Here is a 26,746-nt window from a genome sequence, read left to right as displayed (position 1 = left end):
ATCATCATGAGGTGTTTTGTCTTTACTAATGATAATCGCTCCTTTCTATCCCACACATTGTACTATTTGATTACCTCTTGCACAAGTCGAAATAATCGTTCTGAGGCATCGCTGATCCCTTGTTCTTTTGAGGCTTTGGCCATCTTACTACGAAGGGCTTCATCTTGCATGATACTATCTACTGCTTCCACGAGGTTTTGGCTGTTTAGTTCATGATCGGCAATCATTTTGACTGCTCCTGCATTAGCTAAACTTTGGGCGTTCTTTGTTTGGTGGTCATTAGTCACATAAGGGCTAGGAATCAGAATTGCTGGAATCCCTAATGCCGTAAATTCGGCAATCGATGTGGCACCTGCTCGTCCAATCAACAAATCACTATTTGCCATCACTTCTGCCATTTGATCGATATAGGGACGAATACTGATATTAGGGAAAGCATCTTTTGACATCCCGATTTTTTCTTCGATCTCTTTGTAATACCTTTCGCCAGATGCATAAAGTAACTGATACTCTTTTTGAGCAAAAAGCGGCAGCGCATCAATGATCGCTTGGTTGATTTTCAGAGCTCCTTGACTCCCACCAAAAACCAAAATCGTTTTTTTCGCCGGATTTAAATCGTAAGAAGACAAAATCGTCGACTTTTGACTATTCCGTACTTCTTGCCCCCTGGGATTGCCCACAAGCACCGTTTTCTTCGCTGGAAAGTATTGAGAAGCATCGTGAAAAGCAATGGCGATTTTATCCACATACTTGGTTAGAAACTTATTGGTGATTCCAGGAACACTATTTTGTTCATGAATAATGGTAGGTATTTTCAACTTCGCTGCAGCAAAGACCACGGCGCCAGAAACATAGCCGCCGGTGCCAATCACCACATCCGGTTGAAACTCCTTGATGATTTTCTTTGCTGCATAATAGCTTTTCATGAAAAGCTGGATCGTTTTTACGTTATCAAAAGACAGCTTACGCTTAAAGCCTTGGATCTCTAACGTTTTAAAAGGAATACCTGTTGGAGGGACGATTTTATTCTCTAAGCCCCTTGTTGCACCAATGTATAAAAATTCGGCTGTCGGGTCAATCTCTTTTACGTAATCGACAAAAGACAACGCTGGATAGATGTGGCCGCCAGTACCGCCGCCAGTCACAAGTATTTTCATGTCCTTCACTCATTTCTATTTAAGTTCTGCTACTGCCGCCATAAATTTGTCGCCGCGAACTTCAAAATTAGGGTATTGATCCCAACTTGCATTCGCCGGTGACAATAGAATCGTATCTCCAGCAGCACTTAAAGAAAAGGCAACTGGGACGGCTGTTTCAACATTGTCTGTCATTTCAATCGTTTTTACGCCAGCTGCTTGAGCGGCTGAGGCTAATTTTTCTTTTGTTTCTCCAAACACTACGATAGCTTTGAGTCCTTTTAGTGCTGGAACCAACTCATCAAAACTGTTGCCACGGTCCAAGCCGCCTGCCAATAAGACCAATTTCTCATTGTCAAAACCGCCTAAGGCCATTTCTGTTGCTAAGATGTTGGTTGCTTTGGAATCATTGAAAAATTTCACCTGATTGATGGTGGTGACATACTGGGTCCGATGAGGTACCCCAGTGAAGGTTTGCAACGCTTGTTTGATTGCTTCGTTTGGCATATTGCAAAGTTTTCCAACAGCGATCGCCGCTAAGGCATTTTCAATATTGTGTGCCCCTGGTACGCCAAGTTCCTCCGCTGCCATAATTGCTTCTTCTTTATAGTAGAGCATCCCATCAAGCATATATGCTCCTGCTACTTTTTCCTTGGTGGAAAAAGGAATGATTTTCGCCTTTGATTTGGCCGACAGTGCTTCTAGTTCCGGTTGGTTCCAGTTGATCACTAAATAATCGTCAGCGGTCATTCGTTGTTGCAAGCGCCATTTTGCTAAGACATATTCCGGGCGACTACCATGGTAATCGATATGGGCTTCATATATATTCGTGATGACAGCGATTTTCGGCCGTAAGGTATCGATTCCCATCAATTGGAAACTTGAAAGCTCCATCACCAAGCGATCTTCAGGCTTAGCTGTTTGAGCAACGGAACTTGCAGGAAACCCGATATTTCCAGAAAGCAATGCCTGTCCTTTTTCCATTCCAGCATTCAAGACATTGGCGATCATAGTCGTTGTGGTGGTTTTTCCATTCGTACCAGTAATACCGATAATCGGCGCTTCAGAGATTTGATACGCTAGTTCCACTTCCGTGATCACAGGAATTTTTTTCTCTAAAGCTTTTTGAACAAGAGGTTGTGAATAGGGGATCCCTGGATTTTTAACGACTAGCGAAAATCCTTCATCCAATAATTCAATCGGGTGGCTGCCAGTGATCACTTTGACCCCTAAAGCCAAAAGATCTTGTGCTTCTGGATTTTCAGCAAATGGCTTTCCGTCATTAACGGTCACAAGTGCGCCCAAATCATGTAACAATTTGGCCGCACTGAATCCACTACGCGCTAATCCTAGCACAAGAACTTTTTTATTTTGATATGTTGTAATTTTTTTCATTTTCTTCATCTCCTACCATACAAGGGCTATTGTGAGCAACGAGCAACCTAACGCGATACACCAAAACACAGTGTCGATCTTCCACTCAGACCATCCGCTCATTTCAAAATGATGATGGATGGGTGACATCTTGAAGATTCGTTTGCCTGTTAATTTGAATGAGGCAACTTGCAGCATCACGCTTGCTGTTTCACAAACATAGACCAGTCCGACAAGCAATAGGGTCCATTCTTGGTGTAAAAGAATCGAGATAGCTGCCAGCAGACCGCCTAAAGCCAGTGAGCCGACATCCCCCATAAAGATTTTTGCCGGTTTGCGATTGTAGGGAAAGAAGCCGATCAATCCGCCGATGATCGCAAGACAAACGATTAACACATCGATTTGATCTTGTCGCCAAGCAATCAGTGCGTAAGTTGAAAAAGAAATCGTGCCCAGTCCTGCGACTAGCCCATCGATACCGTCCGTCAAGTTGACTGCATTTGAAAAACCAACAAGCCAAAAAATGACGAACAAGCCATAAAAAATCGATAGCGACACGTCTATCCCAAAGAAATTCAGTACATCCGCATTGCCTTCGGATCGGAAAACAAAGTAAAAGACGAGTCCGCCTAAAATCTGTCCAATCAGCTTTTGCAACGAGTTCAGCCCCATATTTCGTTTGCGGAAAATCTTGATGAAGTCATCAAGAAATCCTAATGCACCATAAACCAAGGTAATGAACAAAAGAATGAACAATGAAGCAGTCAATTGATTTTGCCATGCTCCTACCCAGATGGCAGTGATCATTGCAGAAATCAAAAATACAAACCCACCCATCGTTGGTGTACCGGCCTTTACATTGTGCCATTTGGGGCCGTCACCACGTATTTCCTGTCCGTATTTCTTCATTTGAAAATAGCCGATAAACAAAGGCATTGTGGCTGTTACGATCGCAAAGCCACTTGCCAAAGGTAATATCATCTCTGTCCATTCCATATTGTTCTCTCCTATTTATTCGTTTTCACTTAGTGTAAACTTGATCGATTGTCCTGATAATTCGGTGTATGGTTCCACGCTTTGTTTGGTACAATAGCCGTTTCCTTCAAAACTGACGTCTACATTCAGCAGACTACCAAATTTGATTAAGTCTGCTTTTGACCAAGAAGTCGTATCCGGCATATAGTACTTATCGCTGTCGGTAACGAGCAGTACCCGTCCGCCAGGCATGATCGAAGTCCCACTGTCAACCGATTGGGCAATGACTTTTTCACCATCCCCGATGACTACCGGGATCAATCCAGCTTTTTGAACATCCGTTGCAGCCGATTCTGTATCGAGATTGCGATAATCCCCCACAGTTGTTTCGCTACCAGATGTTGTGCTTTCTTCTAATGCAGAGTTTTTCAGATCCATGACCCGTTTCATCAATGGATTGGCAATTTCACCCAACACGGTGCTTTCGTGCTTCTCTGGTAATTTAATCGTCAAATACAAAATGTATTCTGGTTCTTCTGAAGGAAACATCAAAACAACGGAATATAGATAATTGGTGCCACCAGACAAATACTTACCGGTTGTTGGATCGGCTACTTGGGCCGTCCCTGTTTTTGCAGAAATGTTGTAGCCAGGTAATTCATAAACGCCATAGGCACTTCCATAATTTTCACTCTCGACAACATCACGCATATATTCACGGACCTCTGTTGCAGCCTCTTTTGTGATCGGATGGCCGACCTCTTCTGGTTGCGTGACCGTTTCTTCTCCAGTATTGCCATCAACGATTTTACTAATAAATTGTGGTTTCAGCATCGTTCCATTATTTGCGACCGATGTGAAAGCCTGCATCATTTGGAAATTCGTCACACCAATCGCTTGACCAAAGGAAGTCATCGCTTGGCTGACAGGATTATCTTCTGGGGTGATTCCAGTATTTTCGTTAGGCAATCCTGAATAGGTGCTACGGCCAAAGCCAAATTCTTTTAAGTATTGTTGCCAACGATCAGCCATCCGCTGCTCCAAGGTCACCATTCCGATATTACTGGACCATGAAAGAGCTTGGCGCATCGTCAGTGTTCCTTTTTGACCAAAGTCCCAGTCATTGATGGTTGCATCATAAAGTTTTAATCCATCAGGACTTGGGGTAAAGGTTTCGTTCTCATTGAAGATGCCTTGATCGATGGCAGCTGCTGTCGTCAAAATCTTCATGGTTGATCCTGGCTCATAGTTGTCTTCAACTAACAGATTTTGCCAATCATTGATCGAATCCAAATTTTCTGGATTGTAGGTTGGTCGTTGCGCCATCGCTATGATTTCGCCGGTTTTGGCATCCATTAAGTTCGCTGTTAAGTTTTCTGGTTTGTTTTCTTTAAAGACGCTGTCCATCAGCGTTTCCAAATAGCTTTGGATTCGACTATCGATGGTGGTATAAACGTCTTTCCCGTCAACGGCTGCGACGGTCTCTGCTACTGTTCCGGGCAGCGGGTTTTGATTGTTATCTTTTTGATAAACGATCTCACCATCAGTTCCCGATAATACATCATTGTAAGCAGCTTCCAACCCAGTTTTGCCGACTAGACCAGTATCGTCATCATTGGCAACAGCATACCCGATAAAGTGAGAAGAAAAGACCCCATTCGGATAAAGGCGAGCTGGATGGCTATCAAAATGGAAGCCGGCAATATCTTCTTTTTCCATTGCATCTTCGATCGCATTTTTTTGTTCTAATGTAATATTATTTCCCTTGCTCCCAAAAGAGACCCGCCACAATTGTTGCTCAAGGCCATCCTCTAACGTATTGACTGCTGTTTCTTGATCAATGGACAATACATCTGACAAAATTTTGGCCAACTTATTGAAGTTTGCTTTTTCTGCAAAGAGATTTTTGTTGCCATCTTTGTAATTCTGATTCAAAACAGCATAAATGGAATACGAGGTCACATCTTCGGCGATCGGAATCCCATTACGGTCATAGATTGTTCCACGTTTCGCTTTGATCACTTCGCTGCCTTCATAAAGATTTTTGGTCTTTTCTGCTAATGAAGTTCCCGCGACATCCCCAACAATGACGATATAGCTCAAACGCGTGACAAACAAAAAGAACAATCCAATACTCGTAGCAAAGAGAATAATACCTACTTTTTTGCGATTGTTCGTTGTAGTTTGATTGTTCTTTTTTAAGTATTGCTTGAATTTATCTGTTAACTTCATTTAGTCCACTTTCCTTAAATTGCCATCATCGATCGACAATCCATTATCCTCAGCAATCTTTTGGATGCGCTCGGTTTTAGAAAGTTCATTTTTCTCTTGTTCCAACTGTTCTGCTTGTGTTGTTTTCTCAGTGATATCCGATTGGATCAAGGAAATATCATGCTCAACTTGGCTGATATTGGTCCGAATATTGATGGTCAAGATTGCCAACGTCAATACAGCGATAATCACAAAGGCAGCAATCAGTTTTTCTAGAGTAGAAATACTTTTTAACCGACGAGCCGGAGATGCTGGTACACGGATGACCTCAGGACGCTGGGGATCAGTAGGCAGTTTTTCAGTTGTCGGTTCAGAGTGATCCAAAGGTTGTGATTCAAGAGGTTCTCTGAATTCATAGTCATGAACTTTTAGTTCTGCCATAGTTGTTACCCTTCGCTTTCCTTGATTTTTTCCGCGATTCGTAGTTTCGCACTACGAGAACGATTATTTTCAGCTACTTCTTCCTCAGTAGGAAGAAGTGGTTTTCTTGTTATAAGTTTTAGTGTTGGTTGAAATTCTTCTGGTATCATCGGCAGACCTGGTGGCATATCCTTTGGTGTACTGTATTCCTTGAACATCGATTTCACAATGCGATCTTCTAATGAGTGGAACGTGATCACACTGACACGTCCGTTGACTGCTAAAAGATGAATGGCTTGTTCAAGTGATTCTTCAATTACACCTAGCTCATCATTGACTGCAATTCGAATGGCTTGGAAAACCCGTTTTGCTGGGTGACCGCCCTTTCTTCTTGCTGGAGCTGGAATGGCTGTTTTGATGATATCGACCAATTCCCCCGTTGTTTCGATGGGATGATCTTGTCTCACCCGCTCGATTTCACGAGCGATTTGTTTTGAGAATTTTTCTTCTCCATAACGGAAGAAGATTTTGACTAATTGATGGTAGTCGAATTGATTGACCACTTCATAGGCAGTCAATGCTGCAGTTTGATCCATCCGCATATCCAGCGGTGCATCTTGGTGGTAGCTAAAGCCACGTTCGGCTTCATCTAATTGGGGTGAGGAAACACCTAAATCATACAAAATACCATCGACTCGGCTTACGCCGTGTTGATTCAATGCTTCCTTTAAATAGCGGAAATTACTTTTAATAAACGTGACCATCCCTTTAGCAACATAAGGTGCTAAACGTTCTTTTGCATGGTCGATGGCGGTTTGGTCTTGATCAAAAGCAAAGAGATGTCCTTCTTCAGACAGTTGTGACAATAAATATTCACTATGACCAGCTCCACCTAATGTACAATCGACATAGACGCCTTCTGGACGAATTGATAATCCATCAACGGTCTCCTGTAGCATAACGGTGTAGTGTTGAAAATCTGCCATGTGTTTTTCCTCTTCCTATCAAGCCTATAAGCCAAAGTCGATCATTGTTTCAGCAATTTCATCAAAGTTTTCTTCTGCTTCTTCAGAGAATGCTTGCCAACGCGTTTCATCCCAAATCTCGATTCGATTTGAAACCCCGATGATCACGCAGCTTTTAGTAAGGTCTGCATGATTTCTCAATGTAACAGGGATATTGATTCGTCCTTGTTTATCGATCTCGCACTCTGTTGCAGCAGAATAAAAGAAGCGGACAAATGTCCGAGCATCCTTTTTCGCTAAAGGCATTTCGTTTAGTTTTTCTTCAAGTTTTTCCCATTCAGATAAGGGGTAGCCAAATAAACAGCCATCTAATCCACGTGTCACAACAAATTTTTCTCCGAGTTTTTCTCGTAGTTTTGAAGGGACGATTAGTCGGCCTTTTGCATCTATCGAATGTTGAAATTCACCCATAAACATCGATAAATAACCCCCGATCTCCACCTGATATTCACAGTCTACCACAATCCCCCACTTTCTACCACAAATTATATGAAATTTGAAAGGGAAGTTGTTTGACTTTTCTTTACCAAATGAACAAAAAGACGAAATCAGACTCCTTAAAGTCTTTAAAAAAACTTTAAGTAAAAAAATGGACGTTTATCAAGGGGCAAAACACTATAAGTAACTTACGATATTTAGAATGATCAAAACGACATGAAAAATGATCGTAAATAGAAAAATACTGCGCCAATACATCTTAAAATAGCGACCATATTGGATCTCTTCATAGTAGTACGCCTGAAAGACGGCCAGTAGAATGCCTAATAAAAAAATGGAGATCAAATAATACAATGTGATTGCTTGATCAAAAGTATATTTTGATAATTGATGAATCCCCACCATTAAAAATGGTACCGCTAAATCCGGTGCCTTCACATGGTAACGATCATTCAACGAAAGTGCAGAAACGATAAAACGACAAGCAAAATAAACGAGCACAGGAAAAATATACCAAAACAAAACGATTGGATTAAATCCAGACATACAGCAAAATCCTTTCTAACAACTAGTGTCACTATACTTTATTTTCTTTACATCCATGTTTCAGTTCTTTTAAAAATTTAAGCCGGAATAAGACAGCCATGAAATTTTTTAAGGAGGCTCTTATTTCAACAACTAACTTTTGAAAGTTTTAGAGAATGTATTTCTTTACCTATTAAAACAGAAGGGAGTAGCTTCAACAAGCCTATCTTGCCATTCTAACGAATTTTTTTATGGTGAAATTGAAATTTTCTTAATTTCTCCTTGGATCAACTTGAGTTCTTGAGAAATTGAGGGTAAACTGTCACTAGAATAACTCTAAAAGGTGGATTAGAATGAACGAGAAAAAACCAAAAAGTACCTTTGCAAAAATCACGCAAGTCGTGATCTGGACCATGCTTATTCTCACTGTCGGCTCGATTTTCTTAGCAGCGTACACAAGTATTATGGGTTAATTCTATTAAAAAATGCCCTTTTCCAAAATGATGGCTTCCATCTTTTGGAAAAGGGCATTTTTTTTAAAGTAACGGTGACACAAGACGTGCCAGGCCTTCCTTGATCTTGATCGTCAATTTTCTTTGTTGATATGCTTCGATCGTTAATGGTTTGGAATCGATCGAATCCGCCAGAAACGCTTCTTTTGTTTGAGTCGCAAGTTGCGCATCATAGATAATCGTATTGACTTCAAAATCCAGACGAAAGGATCGAACATCGATATTTGCTGAGCCAATCGATACAAGTCCACTATCTATAATCATCGTTTTCGCATGCATAAACCCTTTCTCATAGGTTTCAATGATTGCGCCAAAATGAAGCAGCTCAGCCGCAAAGGAGTAGGTCGCCCAATATACCAAGGGATGATCCGGTTTATTAGGGATTTGGATATGGACTTTCACCCCAGAAAGCAGTGCCAACTTTAAGGCATTGTGAATAGCTTCATCCGGAATATAGTAGGGCGTTTGGATTAGAATTTCTTTTTTGGCTAAATTGATCATTTTCAAATACGTCATTTTTATTTCTTCATGTTCCGTATCAGGACCACTAGTGATAACTTGGGCTGCGACTGTCCCCGCTTGTTTGATTTCAGGAAACAAAGAAGGATCATATTTGATCTCCAAGGCATGTTGTGAATTCCAATCCATCAAAAACCGATTTTGCAGCGAATAGACAGCTGAACCGGCAATTCGCAAGTGATTGTCTCGCCAATAACCAAATTTTTCCACTTGTCCTAGATATTCATCTCCCACATTAAAACCGCCTGTATAACCAATCTCACCATCAATCACCACGATTTTACGATGATTCCGATAATTGATTCGCGGATTGACATAAGGAACGAACAAAGGAAAGAAAAAGGCAATTTGCCCGCCATGCAGACGCAATTCATCAAAAAACTTCAATGATACCTGGGTACTGCCCCAAGCATCTAACAAGACTCTTACTTTTACGCCTCGCTTTGCGGCTCGTACCAATGCTTCTTTGACCTCATTTCCCAATGCATCACTGCGATAAATATAATATTCCATATGAATGTGATTTTTTGCCTGTTCGATATCCGCGATCAAGGCATCAAATTTCTGCCGCCCATCAGTATAAAGTGTCATACTATTGGCTGTCGTATAGAGGGATTGACCAAAGACCGTCAGCAGATAGACTAACTGCTGGACTTCTACTTGAGCAGTCGGCGGATGCGGAAACAAATGACGCGCGAGCGCTTGTTTTTGTTCGTCTAATTCAACGTTTAGACCAATCTTTGCTTGTGAGCGCATATCGAAAATCTTTTCCTTGGAAATTCCTCTACCAAAGAAAAAGTAAAGCACAAAACCAACGATTGGAATAAACATCAAGACCAAAAGCCAGGCCCATGTCTGAGCAGTCTGACGTCTCTCTCTGAAAATGATAATGATTGATAACAAAATATTAACTATAAATAAAATGGTTACCAAATTATCCATTACAACCATTTTTCCACCTCTTCCCCGATTTCCCGCTACTAAAGCATATCAAAAAATAGTACCTAAAGTAAAGAAACACTGTGATGAAACAAAAAAAGCCGATCTGACGATCGACTTTAATAAAACATACGTTTAGAATTTTAAAAATCGGCGCATTGATAAGACGGAACCAAGCGAACCAATCACGATACCAATCAGTGCCATCACACCGCACACTTGTATTAGAAACATATTTGGTGCAATTAAGCTGTAATTTGAACGTAGCAAGGATGGATTGACCATTGCATAAACTTGATGATACCCGAAGTACATCAACGCAATTGGGACAATTGATCCTAAGAGTCCGATCCAGCCTCCTTCAAGGAAGAATGGCCAACGAATGTAGCCGTTTTTCGCCCCAACCAGACGCATGATTTGAATTTCTCTTTGACGGGACAAAATCGTGATCCGAATCGTATTAGAGATTAGGAACATTGCCACAAAAATCAGTAAGACAGCAGCAGCTAAGCCCCAAGTCCGCACAGCCGCAGACAATTCAAAGATTCGGTCAGAAGAATCTCCACCGTAATCGGCTTTAAAGACATTCGGCAAATCCCCAGCTTGTTCTGCGATCTCTGTCGTATACTCTGGATCTGTGGCACTTACAACAAATACGTTATACAGTGGATTACTGTCGCCTTCGAACAAGTTCCATGAATCCCCCATGGCATCCTGGATCTTCTGCAATTCTTCGTCTCGACTAGAAAATGTCACTTCTGAAACGTTCGGCAGATCATTTAAGGCCTGTTCTAAAGCATCCATGTCTTCTTGTTCTGTACCAATATCAACGAAAACCGACACGTCCACATTCTCACGAATATCTTCGGCTAGTTTTGTTGCATTTAAGATTACACCTAGAAAAATACCGACTAATGTTAATGTGATCGTCACGGCACTCAATGACGCGATAGTCATCCAGCCGTTACGCTTTAAACTTTTAATACTCTCCAGGAGATGACGGAAAAATGTTCTAATCATCGTAACCATATTCTCCTTCCGCTTGGTCGCGAATAATGCGGCCATTCTCAATCGCGATCACGCGATGACGAATCGTATTTACGATCGTACTATTATGGGTCGCCATAACGACCGTTGTTCCTTGTGCATTGATTCGATCAAGCAATTTCATGATTTCCCATGAGTTTTCAGGATCTAGATTTCCGGTTGGTTCATCCGCAATCAATACCTTCGGTGTATTTACGATGGCACGAGCGATCGACACCCGTTGTTGTTCCCCACCGGAAAGTTCACTTGGAAAGACCCGAACTTTATGTTTCAGTCCGACCAAATCCAAAACTTCCATCACCCGTTTTTTGATATCACGGGGTTTGCGTCCGATAACTTGCATTGCATAAGCAACATTTTCAAAGACCGTTTTCCGCGGTAAAAGTTTGTAGTCTTGGAAGACCACGCCGATTTCCCGGCGCATCAAAGGGATCTCACGGTTTTTCATGCCGACCAAATCATATCCTGCGACATTCAAAACGCCTTTTGTTGCTCTTTCTTCTCGATACATCAATTTGATAAAGGTTGATTTTCCGGCGCCGGATGGTCCAACGACATAGACAAACTCCCCTTGATCAATTGAAATCGAAAGGTTACGGATAGCAGTCGTACCATTAGAGTACTTTTTCATTATATCTTTCATTTCTATCATACAGCTATCTCTCCATCTCAAATTTTCATTCTGGCTTATTATAGCATGAATATATTTCACCTTGCTTGCAACAGATTACAATTGTGTTTCAATCTGTTTAAGTCATACCAGGTTATTTTTGATTCAGTTTCAGCTTCAAATAGGCATCGATAAAGCCGTCCAAATCGCCATCCATGACTGCCTGTACATTCCCAGTTTCGAAATTCGTTCGGTGATCTTTGACCATTGAATAGGGATGGAAGACATAAGAACGAATTTGCGAGCCCCAGCCGATCTCTAATTGCTCGCCTCGCAAGGCTGCTGCTTCTTGTTCTTTCTTTTCGACTTCTAATTGATACAGCTTGGCTTTCAACATCCCCATCGCTTGCTCACGGTTTTTCAGCTGTGAACGCTGGGCTTGGCTAGCGACCACTGTACCTGTTGGAATGTGAGTGATCCGCACAGCAGATTCGGTTTTGTTGATGTGCTGTCCACCAGCGCCGCTTGCGCGGTACGTATCGATCTTCAAATCATCTGAGTTGATCTCCACATCGATCGCCCCATCTAATTCTGGCATCACATCCACCGAGCAAAATGACGTATGCCGTCTCTTAGCAGAATCAAAAGGTGAAATACGGACCAAGCGATGCACGCCTTTTTCCGACTTCAAATAGCCATAGGCGTTGTGGCCTTTCACAAGTAATGTGACACTTTTGATCCCCGCTTCATCACCGGCTTGATAGTCCAAAGTTTCCACCTGATACCCATGTTGTTCACAAAAACGAGTATACATCCGTAACAGCATGCTGCCCCAGTCTTGCGACTCGGTACCGCCTGCTCCCGGGTGCAGCTCGATGATGGCATTGTTTCGATCATAGGGTTCATCTAACAACATCGACAATTCATAAGAAGCCATTTTCTCATTTAACTTACCGATTCGCGCATCAAGTTCTGCTTCCATTTCCGGATCGGCTTCTTCTTGAATCATTTCCAACATCACTTCGAGTTCTTCCAATTCTTCTGCTAGCTGATTGAATTGATCGTAAGTCTCTTTGTTGGCATTGTTGGCGTTAATGACTTGTTGAGCTTTTTCTGAATCATCCCAAAAGGTAGGATCTGCCATTTGGTGTTCCGCTTCCGCAATGTCCTCTTCTAACTGATCTAAGTCAAAGAGACCCCCTAAAACTGATTATTTTTTCATTCATCTGGGTCAATTGATTCCGAATATCTGCGATTTCCATTAAAATTCCTTCTTTCTTTTTTTCTTACAAACGAAAGTAGACTGGACAAAAACGTCTGCCAGCCTACTTCACCTTTTTCAAAACTTGTTACATATTTTTCCCGTGGCAATTCTTGAATTTTTTCCCGCTTCCGCAAGGACAAGGATCATTGCGGCCCACGTTTTTGAAACTTGGCGCTTGGGCAGCCGGTGCTTCTTCTACCCCTTGTGCTTCTCCTTGGGCTACTTGTTCCCGTTGAACGTTTTGGCGGATTTCTGCCTTCATAAACAGACGAGTTACTTCATACTCGATGGCTCCAACCATGTTTTCAAACATATTGAATCCTTCTGTTTGGTATTCAACTAACGGATTGTTTTGTCCATAAGCCCGTAACCCAACCGATTGGCGCAATTGATCCATGGCATCGATGTGGTCGGTCCACTTCGTATCAACGACTCGTAAAATCACTACTTTTTCAAATTCCAGTAATTGTTCTGGACTATTAAGTTGTGTTTTCTTTTGTTCAAAGACTTCTTCTGCCCGTTGGTTTAGATAATCTTTAATCTCTTGAGCTGATTTGCCCTTGATGTCTTCAATACTGATGGTATCTTCATGAACAAGTGCATTGGCAGCAAAATCAACGATTCCTTCATAATTCCAATTGCTTTCTTCTAATTGCGTATGACTGTCAACGACACGGCTGATGGAACGTTTCACCATATTCATTAATTGTGGTGAAAGATCCGTTTCTTCCATGATTACTTCTTGACGTTGTCCGTAAATAACTTCCCGCTGTTCTCGCATTACGTCATCGTATTGCAAGACGTTTTTCCGGGTATCGTAGTTATTCCCTTCCACTCGTCTTTGGGCAGATTCTACTTGTTTTGAAAGCATCTTGCTTTGGATCACGGCATCGCCTTCATCGATTTTCATCCGATCTAAGAACACTTTGATTCGTTCAGAACCAAAACGTTTCATTAAATCATCTTCTAGCGACAGGTAAAATTGCGACATCCCTGGATCTCCTTGACGTCCCGCACGTCCCCGCAACTGGTTGTCGATCCGTCGTGATTCGTGACGCTCGGTACCAATAACTGCCAATCCGCCTAGTTCTGCAACACCAAGACCCAACTTGATATCCGTTCCCCGACCAGCCATATTGGTCGCGATCGTTACAGCGCCTTTTTGCCCAGCATTCAAAATGATTTCCGCTTCTTTAAAGTGATTCTTGGCATTCAATACTTCATGAGGAACTTTCTCCTGATCAAGCATTGATGATAGTAATTCAGAAGTCTCAACAGCGACCGTCCCTACAAGGACTGGTTGCCCTTTGCGGTGGCGTTCTTTGATGTCTTGAACGACTGCTTGGAATTTGCTGGTAAGTGTTGGATAAAGCAAGTCCGCACGATCATCCCGTAAGATCGGTTTGTTCGTAGGAATCTGAATGACTTGCATGTTATAGATTTCTCTAAACTCTTCTTCTTCCGTTTTCGCAGTACCGGTCATCCCAGACAATTTTTTGTACATCCGGAAGTAGTTCTGGAATGTGATCGTCGCCATCGTTTTGGTTTCATCTTCGATCTCGACACTTTCTTTTGCTTCGATCGCTTGATGCAGCCCGTCAGAATAGCGGCGGCCATCCATGATCCGACCTGTAAATTGGTCAACAATCATTACTTTGCCATCTTGCACCACGTAATCAATGTCACGAATCATGATGTAATTCGCCCGCAACGCTTGGTCCAAGTGATGGGTCAATGCGGTGTTTTCGATATCATACAAGTTTTCTAAGCCGAAGGTCTCTTCCGCTTTTTCGATCCCGCGTTCTGTCAAGCCGATCGTTTTTGATTGAATATCGATTTTGTAGTCTTCTTCTTCCGTCAAGCGTTTGACGAAATTGTCGACCCGATTGTATAGCGCGGTCGATTTTTCTGCTTGTCCTGAAATGATCAATGGCGTTCTCGCTTCATCGATCAAGATCGAATCGACTTCATCGACAATGGCATAGTTTAATGGACGTTGTACCATTTGATGACGATAAACCACCATGTTGTCCCGCAAATAGTCAAACCCTAATTCATTGTTTGTACTATAAGTGATGTCACAAGCATACGCCGCACGTTTTTCTTCTGCTGATTTTGAGTTGATGTTCAAACCGACTGTCAATCCTAAAAAGTTGTACAGCTCTCCCATCTCAGTCGAGTCACGAGTTGCCAAGTATTCATTGACGGTTACGACATGGACGCCTTGACCACTCAAGGCATTCAAATAAACAGGTAATGTCGCCGTCAAGGTTTTCCCTTCACCGGTACGCATCTCTGGAATATTCCCATCATGCAAGACGATCCCACCCATTAATTGGACGTGGTAAGGATAAAGACCCAAAACGCGTTTTGCAGCTTCACGTACTACTGCAAAAGCTTCAGGTAATAATTTATCCAAAGTCTCTCCCTCTTGGAAACGACGACGAAATTCATCGGTTTTCCCGCGTAATTGTTCATCAGATAAAGCGGCCATTTCATCCGCATGTGATTCAACTTGATTCGCAATATGGTCAAGACGTTTTAATTCTTTTTTGTCGTTTTCGATTAATTTTCTAAAAAAATTGGCCATACCTTAATAATTCTCCTTTTACTTCTACATTATCCTAGCTGGAAACTCTCCTAACTATTTTAGCACTAGTTCACCATAAATGAAATATTTTTCGATAGAACTATCGCATCAATCTTGCGTGATAAACGGATTCTTAACCTTTTTTCACAGATTTTAAAGAAACGAAGGGAAAAAATACGCAACAAGCCATCGATCGGTGCCCAAAGTCCAGCGCACGTCCAAATGACTTGTTGCGAATATTTGCAAATTAGGCCGTTTTAAAACGGGTTTTTAAGAAAGCTAAGAAGAGCATCAGCAGCATGCCTAAAGATTGGATCCCAATCATCAAGATGATGTCCGCGCCAATAAATCCTGCCAACATCGCCACCAGAGAGCCTGCCCCCAGTGCATTTAAAATCACGTTGGTACTTTCTTTGAAACTGCTGATCGTCGACAGTCGCGACTTTTTCGTCAGCCAGAGGAAAAACGCTGCGCCCATGACGAGGATACTATTCATTGCCACCAATAAAAATGCCACCGTGATCGTCTGGCTGAAGAAAATCGCCGTCTCGTTGTTGCGATAAAAGCCGTCTTCGATCACTTTCTGAAACGAAGCCGCATCATGCACTTGATCAGGCATCATTTCCGCCGTGTAACGCATCTCATAATGATAGGTTTGTCCATCGATTTCCTCTTTGATGGTCCAGTCTGTCTCACGAAAATTGATGGCATATTTTGCTTCCTCAAGGTCCGCTTCTGAAAGCGCAACACCTATAATGCCCGCTTCTGTTTGTGAAAAGACTTGTGACTCATCCGTTAAAAGTTTGCCATCTTCCAGCTGCAGTTCACTGTATTCGGCTGCTGTCTCAGCAGTCATGAGTGTTTTTGCATGGGGGAAAAATGCTGCAAATGCTTGATCCGTTTGCTTGCTGATCATCAAGGTCAGCGGGATCATCAGCAAGGACATCAAGAAAATATAGACAAACACTTGCTGCCAGCGATTTAATTTTTTACGCCATGCATAGACTTTTGTTGGAGAAAATATGGCCCCAAAGTATGTTAAGGGAAATCGTTGTTCAGACATCCTATCATTCCTATCCTTTTGTTCCGCCCGAGGTCAAACCTGAAACAAAGTATTTTTGTAAGAAGAAAAACAGTGCAGCAATCGGTACGGCGATCAAAATCGCACCAGCCGCAAAGAGTGCGACCCGTTGATTACGGGCATCGTTGATAAAGGTCTGCAGCCCGACTGCGACGGTCAAACGCTCTTGTGAGCGAAGCAAGAACCGCGCCAGCAAGAATTCGCCGAATGGCCCCATAAAGGCCCACAATGCTTGGACGGCAACCATTGGTTTTACGAGGGGCAAAACGATTTGCCAAAAGATGCGGAAATGCCCTGCACCGTCAAGTTTTGCTGATTCATCCAAGTCGATCGGTACCGTATCAAAGTACCCTTTCATCAGCCAAGTATTCATGGGAATCCCACCACCGATATAGATCAGTGTCAAGAACCAGAAACTATCTAGACCGTTTGCTAATAAGCCCATGACATAAAAAGCGGTCAACGCCGACATCGTTGGCACCATCTGAACGATCAAGAACACCATCAAACTGCTCTTACGACCGGCAAAGCGATAACGACTGTAAGTATACCCTGCCAGTGTTACGATCATTACTTGGATCACCATCGTGGAAACAGCCACGATCAAGGTGTTTTTATACCATGTCAAATAGGGGGTTTCATTGAACAATCGTCGAAAGTTGTTCAATGTCCAATCCGCATCAAAATCCAAGCGAAAGGCGATCATATTCCCTGCCTTGAAGGCTGAGGTTGCGGTAATCAACAAGGGATAGATGATAACGATCGATAAAGCGATCATAAACAAGTAGGTAAATAATTTGCTGAAAGAAAACTTTTTCTTTTTCATCCTCAATCCTCCATATTAAATGCATTCGTCTTTTTAAACACCAGTAATGAAATGGAAATCACCACAAAGGAAATGATCAAGGTCAATGCAGAAGCAATCGAGTATTGTGGCGAGCCGCCCGTCGTCAATTTGTAGATCCATGAAATCAAAATATCCGTCGAACCGGCATTTCCACCTAAACTTCCTGGACCACCTTCGTTAAAGAGATAGATCATGGAGAAGTTATTAAAGTTCCCTGTATATTGCGTAACGAAGGTTGGTGCTGCCACCAAAAAGATCGCCGGTAACGTAATATTGCGAAAACGCTGAATCGCATTTGCTCCATCCATTTTGGCTGCTTCATACAAATCTTCAGAAATGGATTGTAAAATCCCTGAGACCATAACATAAATATATGGAAACCCTAACCAACCTTGAATCAAAATAATCGCGGTCTTTGTCCAAAACGGGTCGGTTTTCCAAGCAATGTTCCCAATATCCACAAAGGGCAGATTGTTCAATAGCGGGATCACCTGCGTATTGATCGCTCCTGCGGTATCATTAAACATATTTGAAAAACTCATGATTGTGATAAACGCTGGCACCGCCCAAGGAAGCAAGAAAATCACCCCGAAGACCCGACGGAACTTCACAAATTTTTGATTGGCAACAACAGCTGTCAGTATTCCTAAGGTAATTTGCAAAGTAGTTGCTAAAACGGTCCAAATCACCGTCCAACTAAACACTTTTACAAAGGTGTCGCGGTAAGAACTTAAGGTGAAGATATTCGTAAAATTCGAAAAACCGATCCAGTCGATTAAGTTTGCTGGCGGAATATGTCGAAAATCATAGTTGGTAAACGCCATGAAGAGTGTCACCATTACCGGAAAAATAATTGCTACGATCATCACCAGATAGGCTGGGATCGTCAATAGATAAGCGAAACCATCCTCATACAATTTATTGAAAAACTCTTTTCTCGTAACTGCCACCGGGAACCCTTTTTCAATACTTTGGCGAACTTGATAGGCATCTTTGATATTTAAAACCCAAAAGATAATGAAAATAACGGTAACGATGACCTGTAGCGTTCCTTCGATCAACAAGAACAAAGAATTGTGTTCCATCGGTACTGATCCCAGTGTGACAAAGTTATATAATGCTTGTCCACCGAACAAAAGCATTTCGCCTAGAAAAATTAGAAAGACCGCAAAAAAGAGTCCCGCTTTAAATTTCTGACCATTTTTGAATTGTCCCACCCCAGGGATGATTGAAAGAAGCGCTGTCTGCGTGGCTTTTGAATTCGTCCTCATATGTATCCTCCTTAAAATCGAAAGTCTGCCAAGCGGCCGACGATCCATAGAAATCAATCTCATCAAGCAATTTCTTGCGTGCTACGTTGCAAGGAATCCTTTTGACAAACATCCTCTATAGAATCGTCGACATGAATGACAGACCGTAATCGGCTATTTATTAATATTTCTGCTCAATCGCTTCTTCGATTGTTTTGGCAGCATTATCCGCTGCTTCTTGAGGAGTCATATTGCCTGAACCTGCATCAAACAGCATGTTTTCAGCCCCTACCCAAACCTCAGACATTTCAGGGATATTTGGCATTGGTTGTGAAACACTGTATTGCTCGATCACTGCTTTTGCTACTGGATCATCAGAAGCAGCAACTGTTTCTTGAGCCATAATGTTTGCTGGAATATCATGACGCATTTCATACAATTTCTCTTGATTAGCTTCGTTTGTTAAATATTCGACAAATTGTTGAGAAACGTCTTTGTTTTGTGAGTAGTTGGAAACAACCCATGCTTTTCCACCACCAAACGTTTCATAATCATTGCCATTGCTCAGCGTTGGGATTTTCGCTACGCCATAGTTAATCCCTGCTTCTTCAAAGCCGTTCACGCCCCATGGTCCGTAAATGATGGCTGCTGTTTTGCCTTGGTTAAAGTAATCTAACATCAAGTTTTCGTTGGCTGATACATCCAGCATTCCTTGCGGCCAGACATTTTGGAACCAATCAGTTGCGTACGTGATTGCTTCAACAGAACCTTCATTGTTAATCCCTAAATCAGATGGATCTGTCCCTTCATCCCCAAAGACATAACCACCATAACCAGCTAATAGACCATACGTATAATAAAAGTCTGTCCAACGAGCTAAGAAACCAACATTGTCATCGCCTTCTGCAAAACGATCATCTTTTGCTAGCTCTTCTAAATCAGAAAAAGTTGCTGGCGCTTCATCGATCAAATCTTTGTTATAGAACATGACAACTGCTTCAATCATTGCTGGTGCGCCATAGATTTTATCATCGATCGTTACCTGTTGCTTGTCTGTATCGCTGTACCGTCCATCATCTGGCAAAGTCATTTCTGCCAAATGCCCTTGCGAGCCTACTTGACCTACACGATCGTAAGGAGACATCGTAACATCTGGACCTTTCCCAGCGGGACCGTCTAGTTGAAGCGCATCCATTTGATCGAACATATCCATTTCTACAACGTTGATGGTCACATCATTTTCAGATTCAAAGTCAGATTTCACTTCATTGATATAATCAATATAGTCTGCGCCTACAGAGACCGTGAGCGTTTTTTCATCGCTACCTGAACCTGCATCTGCATTACTACCATCGGTACTACCACCGTTGCCGCCACACGCCGCAAGCGCTAACAACGCACTTCCTGAAACTAATCCTAGAGCTGCCTTTTTCCAATTCACTTTCATCCTGTTTACCTCCTGCAATTTGTAACTCCATTATGCAACCGGTTTCTTAAAATGGCAAACCTTTTCTAAATGTTAGCGATAACAAAAATAGAAAAAGCCTTTAAATTAAGATGTCGAGGAATCGAAAAGAAATTGCGCAACCATTTGCTTAATTTTTCATTTTGTGGATTCACGAACCACGAGTTGAGGTAAAAAGCGCTGTTGTCGCTGGCTCGTATCATTATGTTCGATTTTTTGGATCAATAATTCGCCGCAAACTTCCCCCATTTCCACAATGGCTTGCTTCATCGTTGTCAATTTTGGCGAACTTACCTGATCAAGGAATACGCCATCGTAGCCGATGATCCCAAAATCATCTGGCACCTCCACTCCGATCGACTGTAAGCCTTGATTGATGCCTAACGCTAAACGATCTGTGGCACAGATAAAACAAGTGTTTTTCATTAAATGCTCATTCTGCGATTGGATAAACTTGCGGGCGGCGGAAGATCGGTTGTCAAAACGATAGATTTTTGGTGATATTCCCGCTTTTGTGACTGTATCTATGTACCCTTTTTCTCGGCTTTTCGTAAACGCTTCTTCCAACTCTAAACCAATATAGACCAATTGTTGATAGCCGGTGTCGATAGCATGTTTGCATGCAGAAACGATTCCTTGATAGTTGTCACTGTCAACAAAACTGAACCCAGCTTCATTTTCGCCAAACAACACCACAGGCTTTCTTAAATTTCTTATCCAGTCCATGTCAGCCTGGCGAAAGCCCGTAATGATGCAGCCATCTGCTGGACCACGATCCACCCCGTCAGTCGTAACTAGCTGCAAAGAATAGTGTGCTTTACCAATAGAACGAGCGATCCCAACCAATAAGTTCATATAGTAAGGTTCCGTCGTATCCATCTCCTCTAAAATATACACTTTGATGATATGGGAACGCTTGGAAACTAATGATTTGGCAGCAATATTCGGCTGATAATCCAATTCAAGCATCGCTTGATGAACCAGCTGCTTTAACTCTTCAGTTACTTTGTCCGGATGATTGATCACTCGAGAAACGGTCATTGCGGAAACATTTGCTTTTTTAGCAACATCTGCTAGCGTAGTCATGATTCACTCTCCTTGTATTATTTCATCTATAGTATAACATAATAAACCAAAAGAAGAACCAAGGCACTCTCTATATAAAAAAGATTTCCAGCCAATTTAACGAGTATAAAAAAACAGAGTGGCTTCTCAGCTACTCTGTCAAAAAAGACTATTTTTTTGGGGTGTCGAGAAAAAGGTATCAACACTTGTTAATCGGTTTCGATCAACCCGTATTTGCCATCTTTTCGACGATACACAATGCTCGTTCCATTCGTTTCCGCATCTTCAAAGATAAAGAAGTTGTGTCCAAGCATGTTCATTTGTAAAACAGCTTCTTCACTGTCCATTGGTTTTAAAGACAAACGTTTTGTACGTACGATGTCTAATTCAGAACCATTGTTTTCTTCATCGTTTGCTTCAGTTGTGAACAAATCACCATCTGTTGGCGGAACCAATGCTGTCTCGCGAGATTTGCGGTTGATTTTTGTTTTAAATTTGCGGATTTGGCGTTCCAATTTGTCAACAACCAAATCGATACTAGCATATAGATCAGGTGAGGTTTCTTCCGCACGCAGAACTAAGAATGGTAAAGGAATCGTTACTTCTACTTTTGCTGTTTTTTCAGTATAAACTTTCAAATTAACATGTGCTGTTGCTTCCGGCACATCGTTAAAATAACGTTCTAATTTACCTACTTTTTTCTCGACGTAATCACGGATCGCTTCTGTTACCTCGATATTTTCGCCGCGCACATTATATCTAAACATAAAAATTACCCCTTTCGTCTACCAGTAAAGAAGGAAAAGGACCACTCTTTTCTTCTTCTTAACTCTATTATATCGAACTCTTGCTCATTTGCCTAGTAAATCGAACAAATTTCTTTAAGCGTTTTCAAAATAACGATTCAACGGGCAAAGGAAAAGGATCGAATCGACTGGGGGCCAAAGGTCTGCAATGCTTCAGCTGCGTGATATAACGTTCTACCGGTAGTGTAAACATCATCGATCAACAACAGTTTCTTGTTTTTTATTTCAACCGTTGCCTCTGGCTTCACCGCAAAAGGTTGCACCTCCTCTAATCGTTGCTTGCGAGAACGTTGAGCTTGTGGTGCGGTATCAACCACTTTATCCAGCCATTCTTTCGACTTAACTCCGCCTGCGTCTAGCACAGCGGTCACTTGATTAAACCCTCGCTCCTGGTAACGTTCTGCCGATAGCGGGATGGGTATCAAACAATCGTAATCAAAGTTGTTGATCTTTTGTCTGATGGCAGCAGCAAAGGTCTCTCGCAACTGATAGTTTCCCATTAATTTGTATTCGTGAATCCACTCCTTCATCCCTTGATCGTAAGCGAACAGTGCCCGATGCTGCAAATGGATCATGGGACAGGTTTTCGCCCAAAAGAGACAGTCACTGCAGGAAATGGTATCCTTTTTGCCACATGTTGGGCAGCAACTTTGCCAATCAATCACTGTAAATCGCTGAGCGCATTGTGGACATAATTCTTTTTCGGGGATGCGCCAAGGAGCCAACAGCTCAATGATCGTTACCTCTCTTGAAAAAAATATTTGGCACCAACTACACTCCATCGGTCAACCAGCTCCTTGCTAATTGGTTCATCTCATTGATTTCTTTGATTGCTTGACGGATTGCTTCCGTCATTTGGTCGTAGAAAAAAATGACCTCCCCTTCCGTATAGGCCCCTTTACGATCGACACGACCAGCAATTTGCACGAGCGCCGATTTTGTAAAGACTGGATGATTAGCACCCAATACGATGACTGAGACGTTTTCAAACGTCACCCCACGCTCTAAAATCATCGTTGTAAACAACACCTTGTAAATCTGTCGACGAGCAGACGCTACTTTTTCGCTCCGTTTTTGATCTTGCGACGAAACGCTAGTCAAAGACCATGACGTGCCTTGTCGGCGGACAGCCGCTTCTACTTCCTTCATCAGCGCAATGCTTGGACAAAACACCAAGACAAAGTTTTTTTGAAGCAGCCGCTGCAACTGCTGCAGCAATGGTCGCAGCCAACGTTTTCTGCGATAAGCCTGCGCCCAGTGACTATAATGAACAGGTTTTGGAACGATCAATGGACGCTGATGAAACCGCAGCGGCATTCTCAAGACAGCGAATTTTCCACGAATTTCTTGCAGCAGTCGTTCTGAAGGCGTCGCACTTAAATAGATCAGACACCCGTTTTCTGCCAAGGCATTGTATAATCCGTAACGCAGCTGCGCATCGCCCTCGTAGGGAAATGCATCTATCTCATCCACCACGATCAGTTGAAAGCTGCGATAAAAATGCAGTAGCTGATGAGTGGTGGCAATAAGGATCGTTGTATAACGATAAGGTTCTTCTGATTTCCCATAAAGGAGCAGGCTTTCCTCTTGTGGGAACGCTTGTTGAATCCGGGGGAACAGTTCACGGCAGACATCGATCCGTGGCGAGACGATCGCCACACGACCACCTTCTTGCCGTATGTGGCGGATCGTTTCAAAGATCATCTCGGTCTTCCCTGAACCCGTGACTGACCAAACAAGAGACGATTTCTTTTGTCGACAATTTGCCACTAGTTGCTGAGAAATTTTTTGCTGAAACGAAGTCAACACTCCTGGCCAAACGATCTTGTGATCAAAGGCTGGAAGATCCGTTTGTTGAATTACGAGTTGGCCATCTGATGTGATCCGACCATAGCGAATACAAGTTGGACAGTAATAGCAGCCTATCGGCAATAGAACCGACGGCTTGTGGTGGGAAGAACCGCAACGCTGACAAACGATTCTCTTCCCCTGCTCGAGCATTGCCGGTCGAGAATCAAAAGTTTTTCCTACACTCATTGTTTCATCTAAAACAAAAAATTGTCTTCCTTTTTGATTGGTCATAACATACACCTCAGTTTTAAGTACGCAAAAAAATCGGTTCAAGTACTTTTTGAAAAGTACTTGAACCGATTACAGGTTTCTTGTTTGCTTCAACAGCAGGTCTTGCTTATTCGCCGATCAATGTCAAAGCTTGATCTAAGACTTTTTCGCCGTTCATCATGCCGTAATCTGCCATGTTGATTACTTCTAATGGAATTCCTTTTGGCGCTAGACGTTTCTCGAAATCGCCTTTCATGAAACGAACTTGTGGTCCTAATAGTAAAACGTTTACGTCTTTGCTTTCTAAATGTTGATCTGCTTCTGATGCGGAAACTGCAAAAATATCTGCTTCTAATCCTTTTGCTTCAGCTGCTTTTTGCATTTTTGTTACTAATAAGCTTGTACTCATCCCTGCAGAACAAACTAACATAATTGTTTTTTTCGCCATATCGAACACTCCTTGAATTTTAAGAATAAGATAACATTTCCTATCTCTAGTATAGAACAAGTTTGAAATTTGTCAACGCTTTCTATCCAGCAACCAGTTTGATTTTACTAAACGATTAAAAACGACGTACTCTTTTTTTAAATTGACGAGGACTACCTCGTAGCCGGCATTCAGCCACGCATAAGCCCCATTTTCTGGATGTCGGTAATCATTCGCCCACCAATCGCTACTGGTGCGGGCACTTTTGGGCAAACCGGATGCGGGGAAAAGAAATTCATCAAACTGCGTAAACGTTAAGGTGATTTGCGAACCACCGTTGTTTTTTAAATAGTGAGTGATCGTATCGTACTTTTTGCGTCTACCCAAAGCAACTGCCTCCTCTTTTTAGAGTCTATGTTCGTACCTGTTTCTTTCTTCTATTTGTAACTTTCCTTCCGATTGCCTATACTAGAAATATAAAGGAGGCGATCGTGCGCGTGACTTATCGAACGATTCGACAAGACGGAGAAACAGAAATAGAAATCAAAAAATCGCGTTTCCTCTGTTCATTAAAACGAATTCAATCAGAAGACGAAGCCAAAGCGTTTATTCAAGCCCTCAAGAAAGAGCATTGGAAGGCAAATCATCATTGCAGCGCCTATGTATTAGGTGAAAATCATGAGATCCAGCGCAGCAGTGATGATGGTGAACCGAGCGGCACCGCTGGGGTACCGATTTTAGAAGTGTTAAAGAAAAACGAACTGATCAATGTGATCGCCGTTGTTACCCGCTACTTCGGTGGAACGAAACTGGGTGCTGGTGGATTGATTCGCGCTTATTCAAGTTCGGCCTCTGCTGGAATCAAAGAGGTAGGAATCGTCGAGGGTATTTTGCATCAAGAACTTGCCTTGACCATCGAGTATCCACTTTTAGGCAAGCTCCAAAACTACTTAGAACTGCAGAATATCTATATAAAAGATATTGCTTATACGGAGAAAATCGTTGTCACCTTAATGATTCCTGAAGCAGTACTTGCCGACCAAGAAGCCGCTCTGATCGATTTGCTACAAGGTCAAGTGCAATTGACCAGAGGGACTACCGAATATGTAGAACGCTTGATCGAGCAGTCAACAGAGTAAGCCAGCTTACTAAAGACCTTCCAGTGTGTGCTCTTTTCCTCAAGGAGGACGCTGCCAAGTTTGCTACAACCAATGCAGGAAGCCCAAATATTTGAAAAGCCGAAACGGTCATGCAACCAGCGACGCTAAGCAACAGCAAGTATGCTCGCAGTGTCCTTTCGGCTTTTCGCGTCTTTTTTGTTTCCAGCCGTCTCAAGACAGGTTATTTTTCCATATAAAATTCAAAACGATTACCAACATATTGGGTGCGCACGTATTCAAATGGTTGACCATCTTCAAATGAAGTGATTTGCCGCATACGTAAAATCGCATCGCCGCGTTTGATTTGTAAGTAATCAGCAATTTGCTCGGAAGCGACCATAGCTGAGATCGTTTGCGAAGCGCCGCCAATTTTCCGCTGTCCTTTTTCTTCCAACACTTTATAGAGGGAAGAGATGATCTCCTCCTTGCTAAAGTCATGAATAAACTTTTCAGGGATACTCGCTACTTCAAAACAGATCGGCACATCATCCGCATACCGAATCCGCTCCATCCGTAAAATCGTTTCGTGACCTTCTAATTGCAGCTTTTCCATCTCACTGGAGCTAGGTGCCGTCAAGAAATAAGCGACCGCTTTGCTGGAAGGCTTACGACCAAGAGAATTCATGATTTCGGTAAAACTCGTCGTGCCCGTCATTTTCTCTTGTACTTTTTGGCGAGCCACATAAGTGCCGGAACCGATTTTACGCTCAAGAATCCCCTCATCTGCTAAGGTTTGGATCGCTTGTCGCAACGTCATGCGACTCACGCCGAATTGTTTCGACAACTCGCGCTCTGAGGGCAGACGATCCCCGATTTTGTATGTATTGTTTTCAATATTGGCTTTAATTTGATCATGAATTTGGATATAAACAGGTAATTTTTCCACCACTACACATTCCTCCGTTCCCCTCCTATTATAACTGGTATATACCTAAATAGCTAATAAAAAAAGCAAAAACTGCTCTGTTTTTCTCAATTTGTGCGAATTCTTTCCCTATT

The 26,746-nt window shown here is 42.3% G+C and carries 25 protein-coding genes and 2 pseudogenes; 2 read left to right on the top strand and 25 right to left on the bottom strand.

From position 1 onward, the window contains the following. Positions 1–62 precede the first annotated feature (62 nt). The 8 genes from murG to IGJ74_RS05240 all read right to left on the bottom strand — a co-directional run bounded on the left by murG (position 63) and on the right by IGJ74_RS05240 (position 8,125). Positions 63–1,157 (bottom strand): undecaprenyldiphospho-muramoylpentapeptide beta-N-acetylglucosaminyltransferase, encoded by a 1,095-nt coding sequence (gene murG / locus IGJ74_RS05275; protein ID WP_218193172.1) that lies wholly within the window; start codon positions 1,155–1,157, stop codon positions 63–65. A gap of 15 nt (positions 1,158–1,172) precedes the next feature. Next, entirely contained in the window at positions 1,173–2,531 is a 1,359-nt protein-coding gene (gene murD / locus IGJ74_RS05270; RefSeq protein WP_005237282.1) for a UDP-N-acetylmuramoyl-L-alanine--D-glutamate ligase, read from the bottom strand. A 12-nt stretch (positions 2,532–2,543) separates the two neighbouring features. Further along, a complete protein-coding gene (gene mraY, locus IGJ74_RS05265) occupies positions 2,544–3,506 on the bottom strand; it encodes a phospho-N-acetylmuramoyl-pentapeptide-transferase (RefSeq protein WP_005237283.1) in 963 nt (320 codons plus the stop codon). Positions 3,507–3,521: 15 nt separating this feature from the next. Next, positions 3,522–5,717 carry a penicillin-binding transpeptidase domain-containing protein gene (locus IGJ74_RS05260; protein ID WP_008377336.1) on the bottom strand — a complete coding sequence of 732 codons (2,196 nt, stop codon included), beginning with the start codon at positions 5,715–5,717 and terminating at the stop codon, positions 3,522–3,524. Further along, positions 5,718–6,137 carry a cell division protein FtsL gene (ftsL, locus tag IGJ74_RS05255; protein ID WP_008377334.1) on the bottom strand — a complete coding sequence of 140 codons (420 nt, stop codon included), beginning with the start codon at positions 6,135–6,137 and terminating at the stop codon, positions 5,718–5,720. It lies immediately after the preceding gene. Positions 6,138–6,142: 5 nt separating this feature from the next. Then, complete coding sequence (gene rsmH / locus IGJ74_RS05250) at positions 6,143–7,102, bottom strand: 16S rRNA (cytosine(1402)-N(4))-methyltransferase RsmH (protein WP_008377332.1); 960 nt, start codon at positions 7,100–7,102, stop codon at positions 6,143–6,145. 24 nt (positions 7,103–7,126) lie between these two features. Continuing rightward, positions 7,127–7,558, bottom strand: coding sequence for a division/cell wall cluster transcriptional repressor MraZ (gene mraZ, locus IGJ74_RS05245; RefSeq protein WP_005228792.1), 432 nt, complete (start codon positions 7,556–7,558; stop codon positions 7,127–7,129). A gap of 198 nt (positions 7,559–7,756) precedes the next feature. After that, positions 7,757–8,125: a DUF3397 domain-containing protein gene (locus IGJ74_RS05240; protein ID WP_218193171.1), complete on the bottom strand. Its 369-nt coding sequence runs from the start codon at positions 8,123–8,125 to the stop codon at positions 7,757–7,759. Positions 8,126–8,457: 332 nt separating this feature from the next. Here IGJ74_RS05240 and IGJ74_RS05235 point away from each other — a divergent pair, with 332 nt between their 5' ends. After that, the gene (locus IGJ74_RS05235; protein WP_005237290.1) at positions 8,458–8,577 is read left to right on the top strand and encodes a DUF4044 domain-containing protein; all 120 of its coding nucleotides are present in this window, start codon (positions 8,458–8,460) and stop codon (positions 8,575–8,577) included. 63 nt (positions 8,578–8,640) lie between these two features. On the opposite strand, the gene cls is transcribed toward IGJ74_RS05235, so the two are convergent. From cls to IGJ74_RS05155, 16 genes and pseudogenes are all read right to left on the bottom strand, one after another. Then, the gene (gene cls / locus IGJ74_RS05230; RefSeq protein WP_008377328.1) at positions 8,641–10,086 is read right to left on the bottom strand and encodes a cardiolipin synthase; all 1,446 of its coding nucleotides are present in this window, start codon (positions 10,084–10,086) and stop codon (positions 8,641–8,643) included. Between the two features lie 123 nt (positions 10,087–10,209). Continuing rightward, a complete protein-coding gene (gene ftsX / locus IGJ74_RS05225) occupies positions 10,210–11,094 on the bottom strand; it encodes a permease-like cell division protein FtsX (RefSeq protein ID WP_005237292.1) in 885 nt (294 codons plus the stop codon). Beyond that, positions 11,087–11,773 carry a cell division ATP-binding protein FtsE gene (ftsE, locus tag IGJ74_RS05220; protein WP_005237293.1) on the bottom strand — a complete coding sequence of 229 codons (687 nt, stop codon included), beginning with the start codon at positions 11,771–11,773 and terminating at the stop codon, positions 11,087–11,089. The genes ftsX and ftsE overlap by 8 nt, the downstream gene beginning before the upstream one ends. Before the next feature lie 112 nt (positions 11,774–11,885). Beyond that, positions 11,886–12,993 (bottom strand): peptide chain release factor 2 gene (gene prfB, locus IGJ74_RS05215; RefSeq protein ID WP_101495161.1). Its coding sequence is split into 2 segments (ribosomal slippage): positions 11,886–12,920 and positions 12,922–12,993, totalling 1,107 coding nucleotides; the frame shifts between segments, so codons are not numbered across the junction. A gap of 87 nt (positions 12,994–13,080) precedes the next feature. After that, positions 13,081–13,155 (bottom strand): annotated as a pseudogene (locus tag IGJ74_RS05210) (SEC-C metal-binding domain-containing protein); the annotation flags it as partial. A 45-nt stretch (positions 13,156–13,200) separates the two neighbouring features. Continuing rightward, a pseudogene (gene secA, locus IGJ74_RS05205) lies at positions 13,201–15,585 on the bottom strand (preprotein translocase subunit SecA); the annotation flags it as partial. Between the two features lie 247 nt (positions 15,586–15,832). Next, positions 15,833–16,648 (bottom strand): maltodextrose utilization protein MalA, encoded by an 816-nt coding sequence (locus IGJ74_RS05200; RefSeq protein WP_008377324.1) that lies wholly within the window; start codon positions 16,646–16,648, stop codon positions 15,833–15,835. A 10-nt stretch (positions 16,649–16,658) separates the two neighbouring features. Then, entirely contained in the window at positions 16,659–17,492 is an 834-nt protein-coding gene (locus IGJ74_RS05195) for a sugar ABC transporter permease (RefSeq protein ID WP_005237297.1), read from the bottom strand. Between the two features lie 2 nt (positions 17,493–17,494). Further along, positions 17,495–18,784: a carbohydrate ABC transporter permease gene (locus IGJ74_RS05190; protein ID WP_005237298.1), complete on the bottom strand. Its 1,290-nt coding sequence runs from the start codon at positions 18,782–18,784 to the stop codon at positions 17,495–17,497. 160 nt (positions 18,785–18,944) lie between these two features. Continuing rightward, the gene (locus tag IGJ74_RS05185; protein ID WP_005237299.1) at positions 18,945–20,210 is read right to left on the bottom strand and encodes an extracellular solute-binding protein; all 1,266 of its coding nucleotides are present in this window, start codon (positions 20,208–20,210) and stop codon (positions 18,945–18,947) included. Between the two features lie 156 nt (positions 20,211–20,366). After that, positions 20,367–21,314 carry a LacI family DNA-binding transcriptional regulator gene (locus IGJ74_RS05180; RefSeq protein WP_005237300.1) on the bottom strand — a complete coding sequence of 316 codons (948 nt, stop codon included), beginning with the start codon at positions 21,312–21,314 and terminating at the stop codon, positions 20,367–20,369. A gap of 188 nt (positions 21,315–21,502) precedes the next feature. Beyond that, complete coding sequence (hpf, locus tag IGJ74_RS05175) at positions 21,503–22,060, bottom strand: ribosome hibernation-promoting factor, HPF/YfiA family (protein ID WP_005237301.1); 558 nt, start codon at positions 22,058–22,060, stop codon at positions 21,503–21,505. 137 nt (positions 22,061–22,197) lie between these two features. Then, positions 22,198–22,881 (bottom strand): ComF family protein, encoded by a 684-nt coding sequence (locus IGJ74_RS05170; RefSeq protein ID WP_086299190.1) that lies wholly within the window; start codon positions 22,879–22,881, stop codon positions 22,198–22,200. Beyond that, a complete protein-coding gene (locus IGJ74_RS05165) occupies positions 22,871–24,181 on the bottom strand; it encodes a DEAD/DEAH box helicase (protein ID WP_087664395.1) in 1,311 nt (436 codons plus the stop codon). Before IGJ74_RS05165 ends, IGJ74_RS05170 begins: the two co-directional genes overlap by 11 nt. 106 nt (positions 24,182–24,287) lie before the next feature. Next, the gene (locus tag IGJ74_RS05160) at positions 24,288–24,608 is read right to left on the bottom strand and encodes a PTS sugar transporter subunit IIB (protein ID WP_005228768.1); all 321 of its coding nucleotides are present in this window, start codon (positions 24,606–24,608) and stop codon (positions 24,288–24,290) included. A gap of 72 nt (positions 24,609–24,680) precedes the next feature. Next, positions 24,681–24,974: a DUF7662 domain-containing protein gene (locus tag IGJ74_RS05155; RefSeq protein ID WP_005237305.1), complete on the bottom strand. Its 294-nt coding sequence runs from the start codon at positions 24,972–24,974 to the stop codon at positions 24,681–24,683. 110 nt (positions 24,975–25,084) lie between these two features. Here IGJ74_RS05155 and IGJ74_RS05150 point away from each other — a divergent pair, with 110 nt between their 5' ends. Further along, complete coding sequence (locus tag IGJ74_RS05150) at positions 25,085–25,726, top strand: YigZ family protein (RefSeq protein ID WP_016613813.1); 642 nt, start codon at positions 25,085–25,087, stop codon at positions 25,724–25,726. Between the two features lie 202 nt (positions 25,727–25,928). Here IGJ74_RS05150 and IGJ74_RS05145 read toward each other — a convergent pair whose 3' ends face one another. Further along, the gene (locus IGJ74_RS05145) at positions 25,929–26,636 is read right to left on the bottom strand and encodes a GntR family transcriptional regulator (protein WP_005228765.1); all 708 of its coding nucleotides are present in this window, start codon (positions 26,634–26,636) and stop codon (positions 25,929–25,931) included. Positions 26,637–26,746 lie beyond the last annotated feature (110 nt).

Origin of the sequence: Enterococcus sp. AZ009, assembly GCF_050548785.1 — a bacterium.
GTDB lineage: Bacteria > Bacillota > Bacilli > Lactobacillales > Enterococcaceae > Enterococcus_D > Enterococcus_D entomosocium.
Note: the sequence above shows the minus strand (reverse complement) of the source record. Positions and strands in the feature narration are given on the sequence as shown.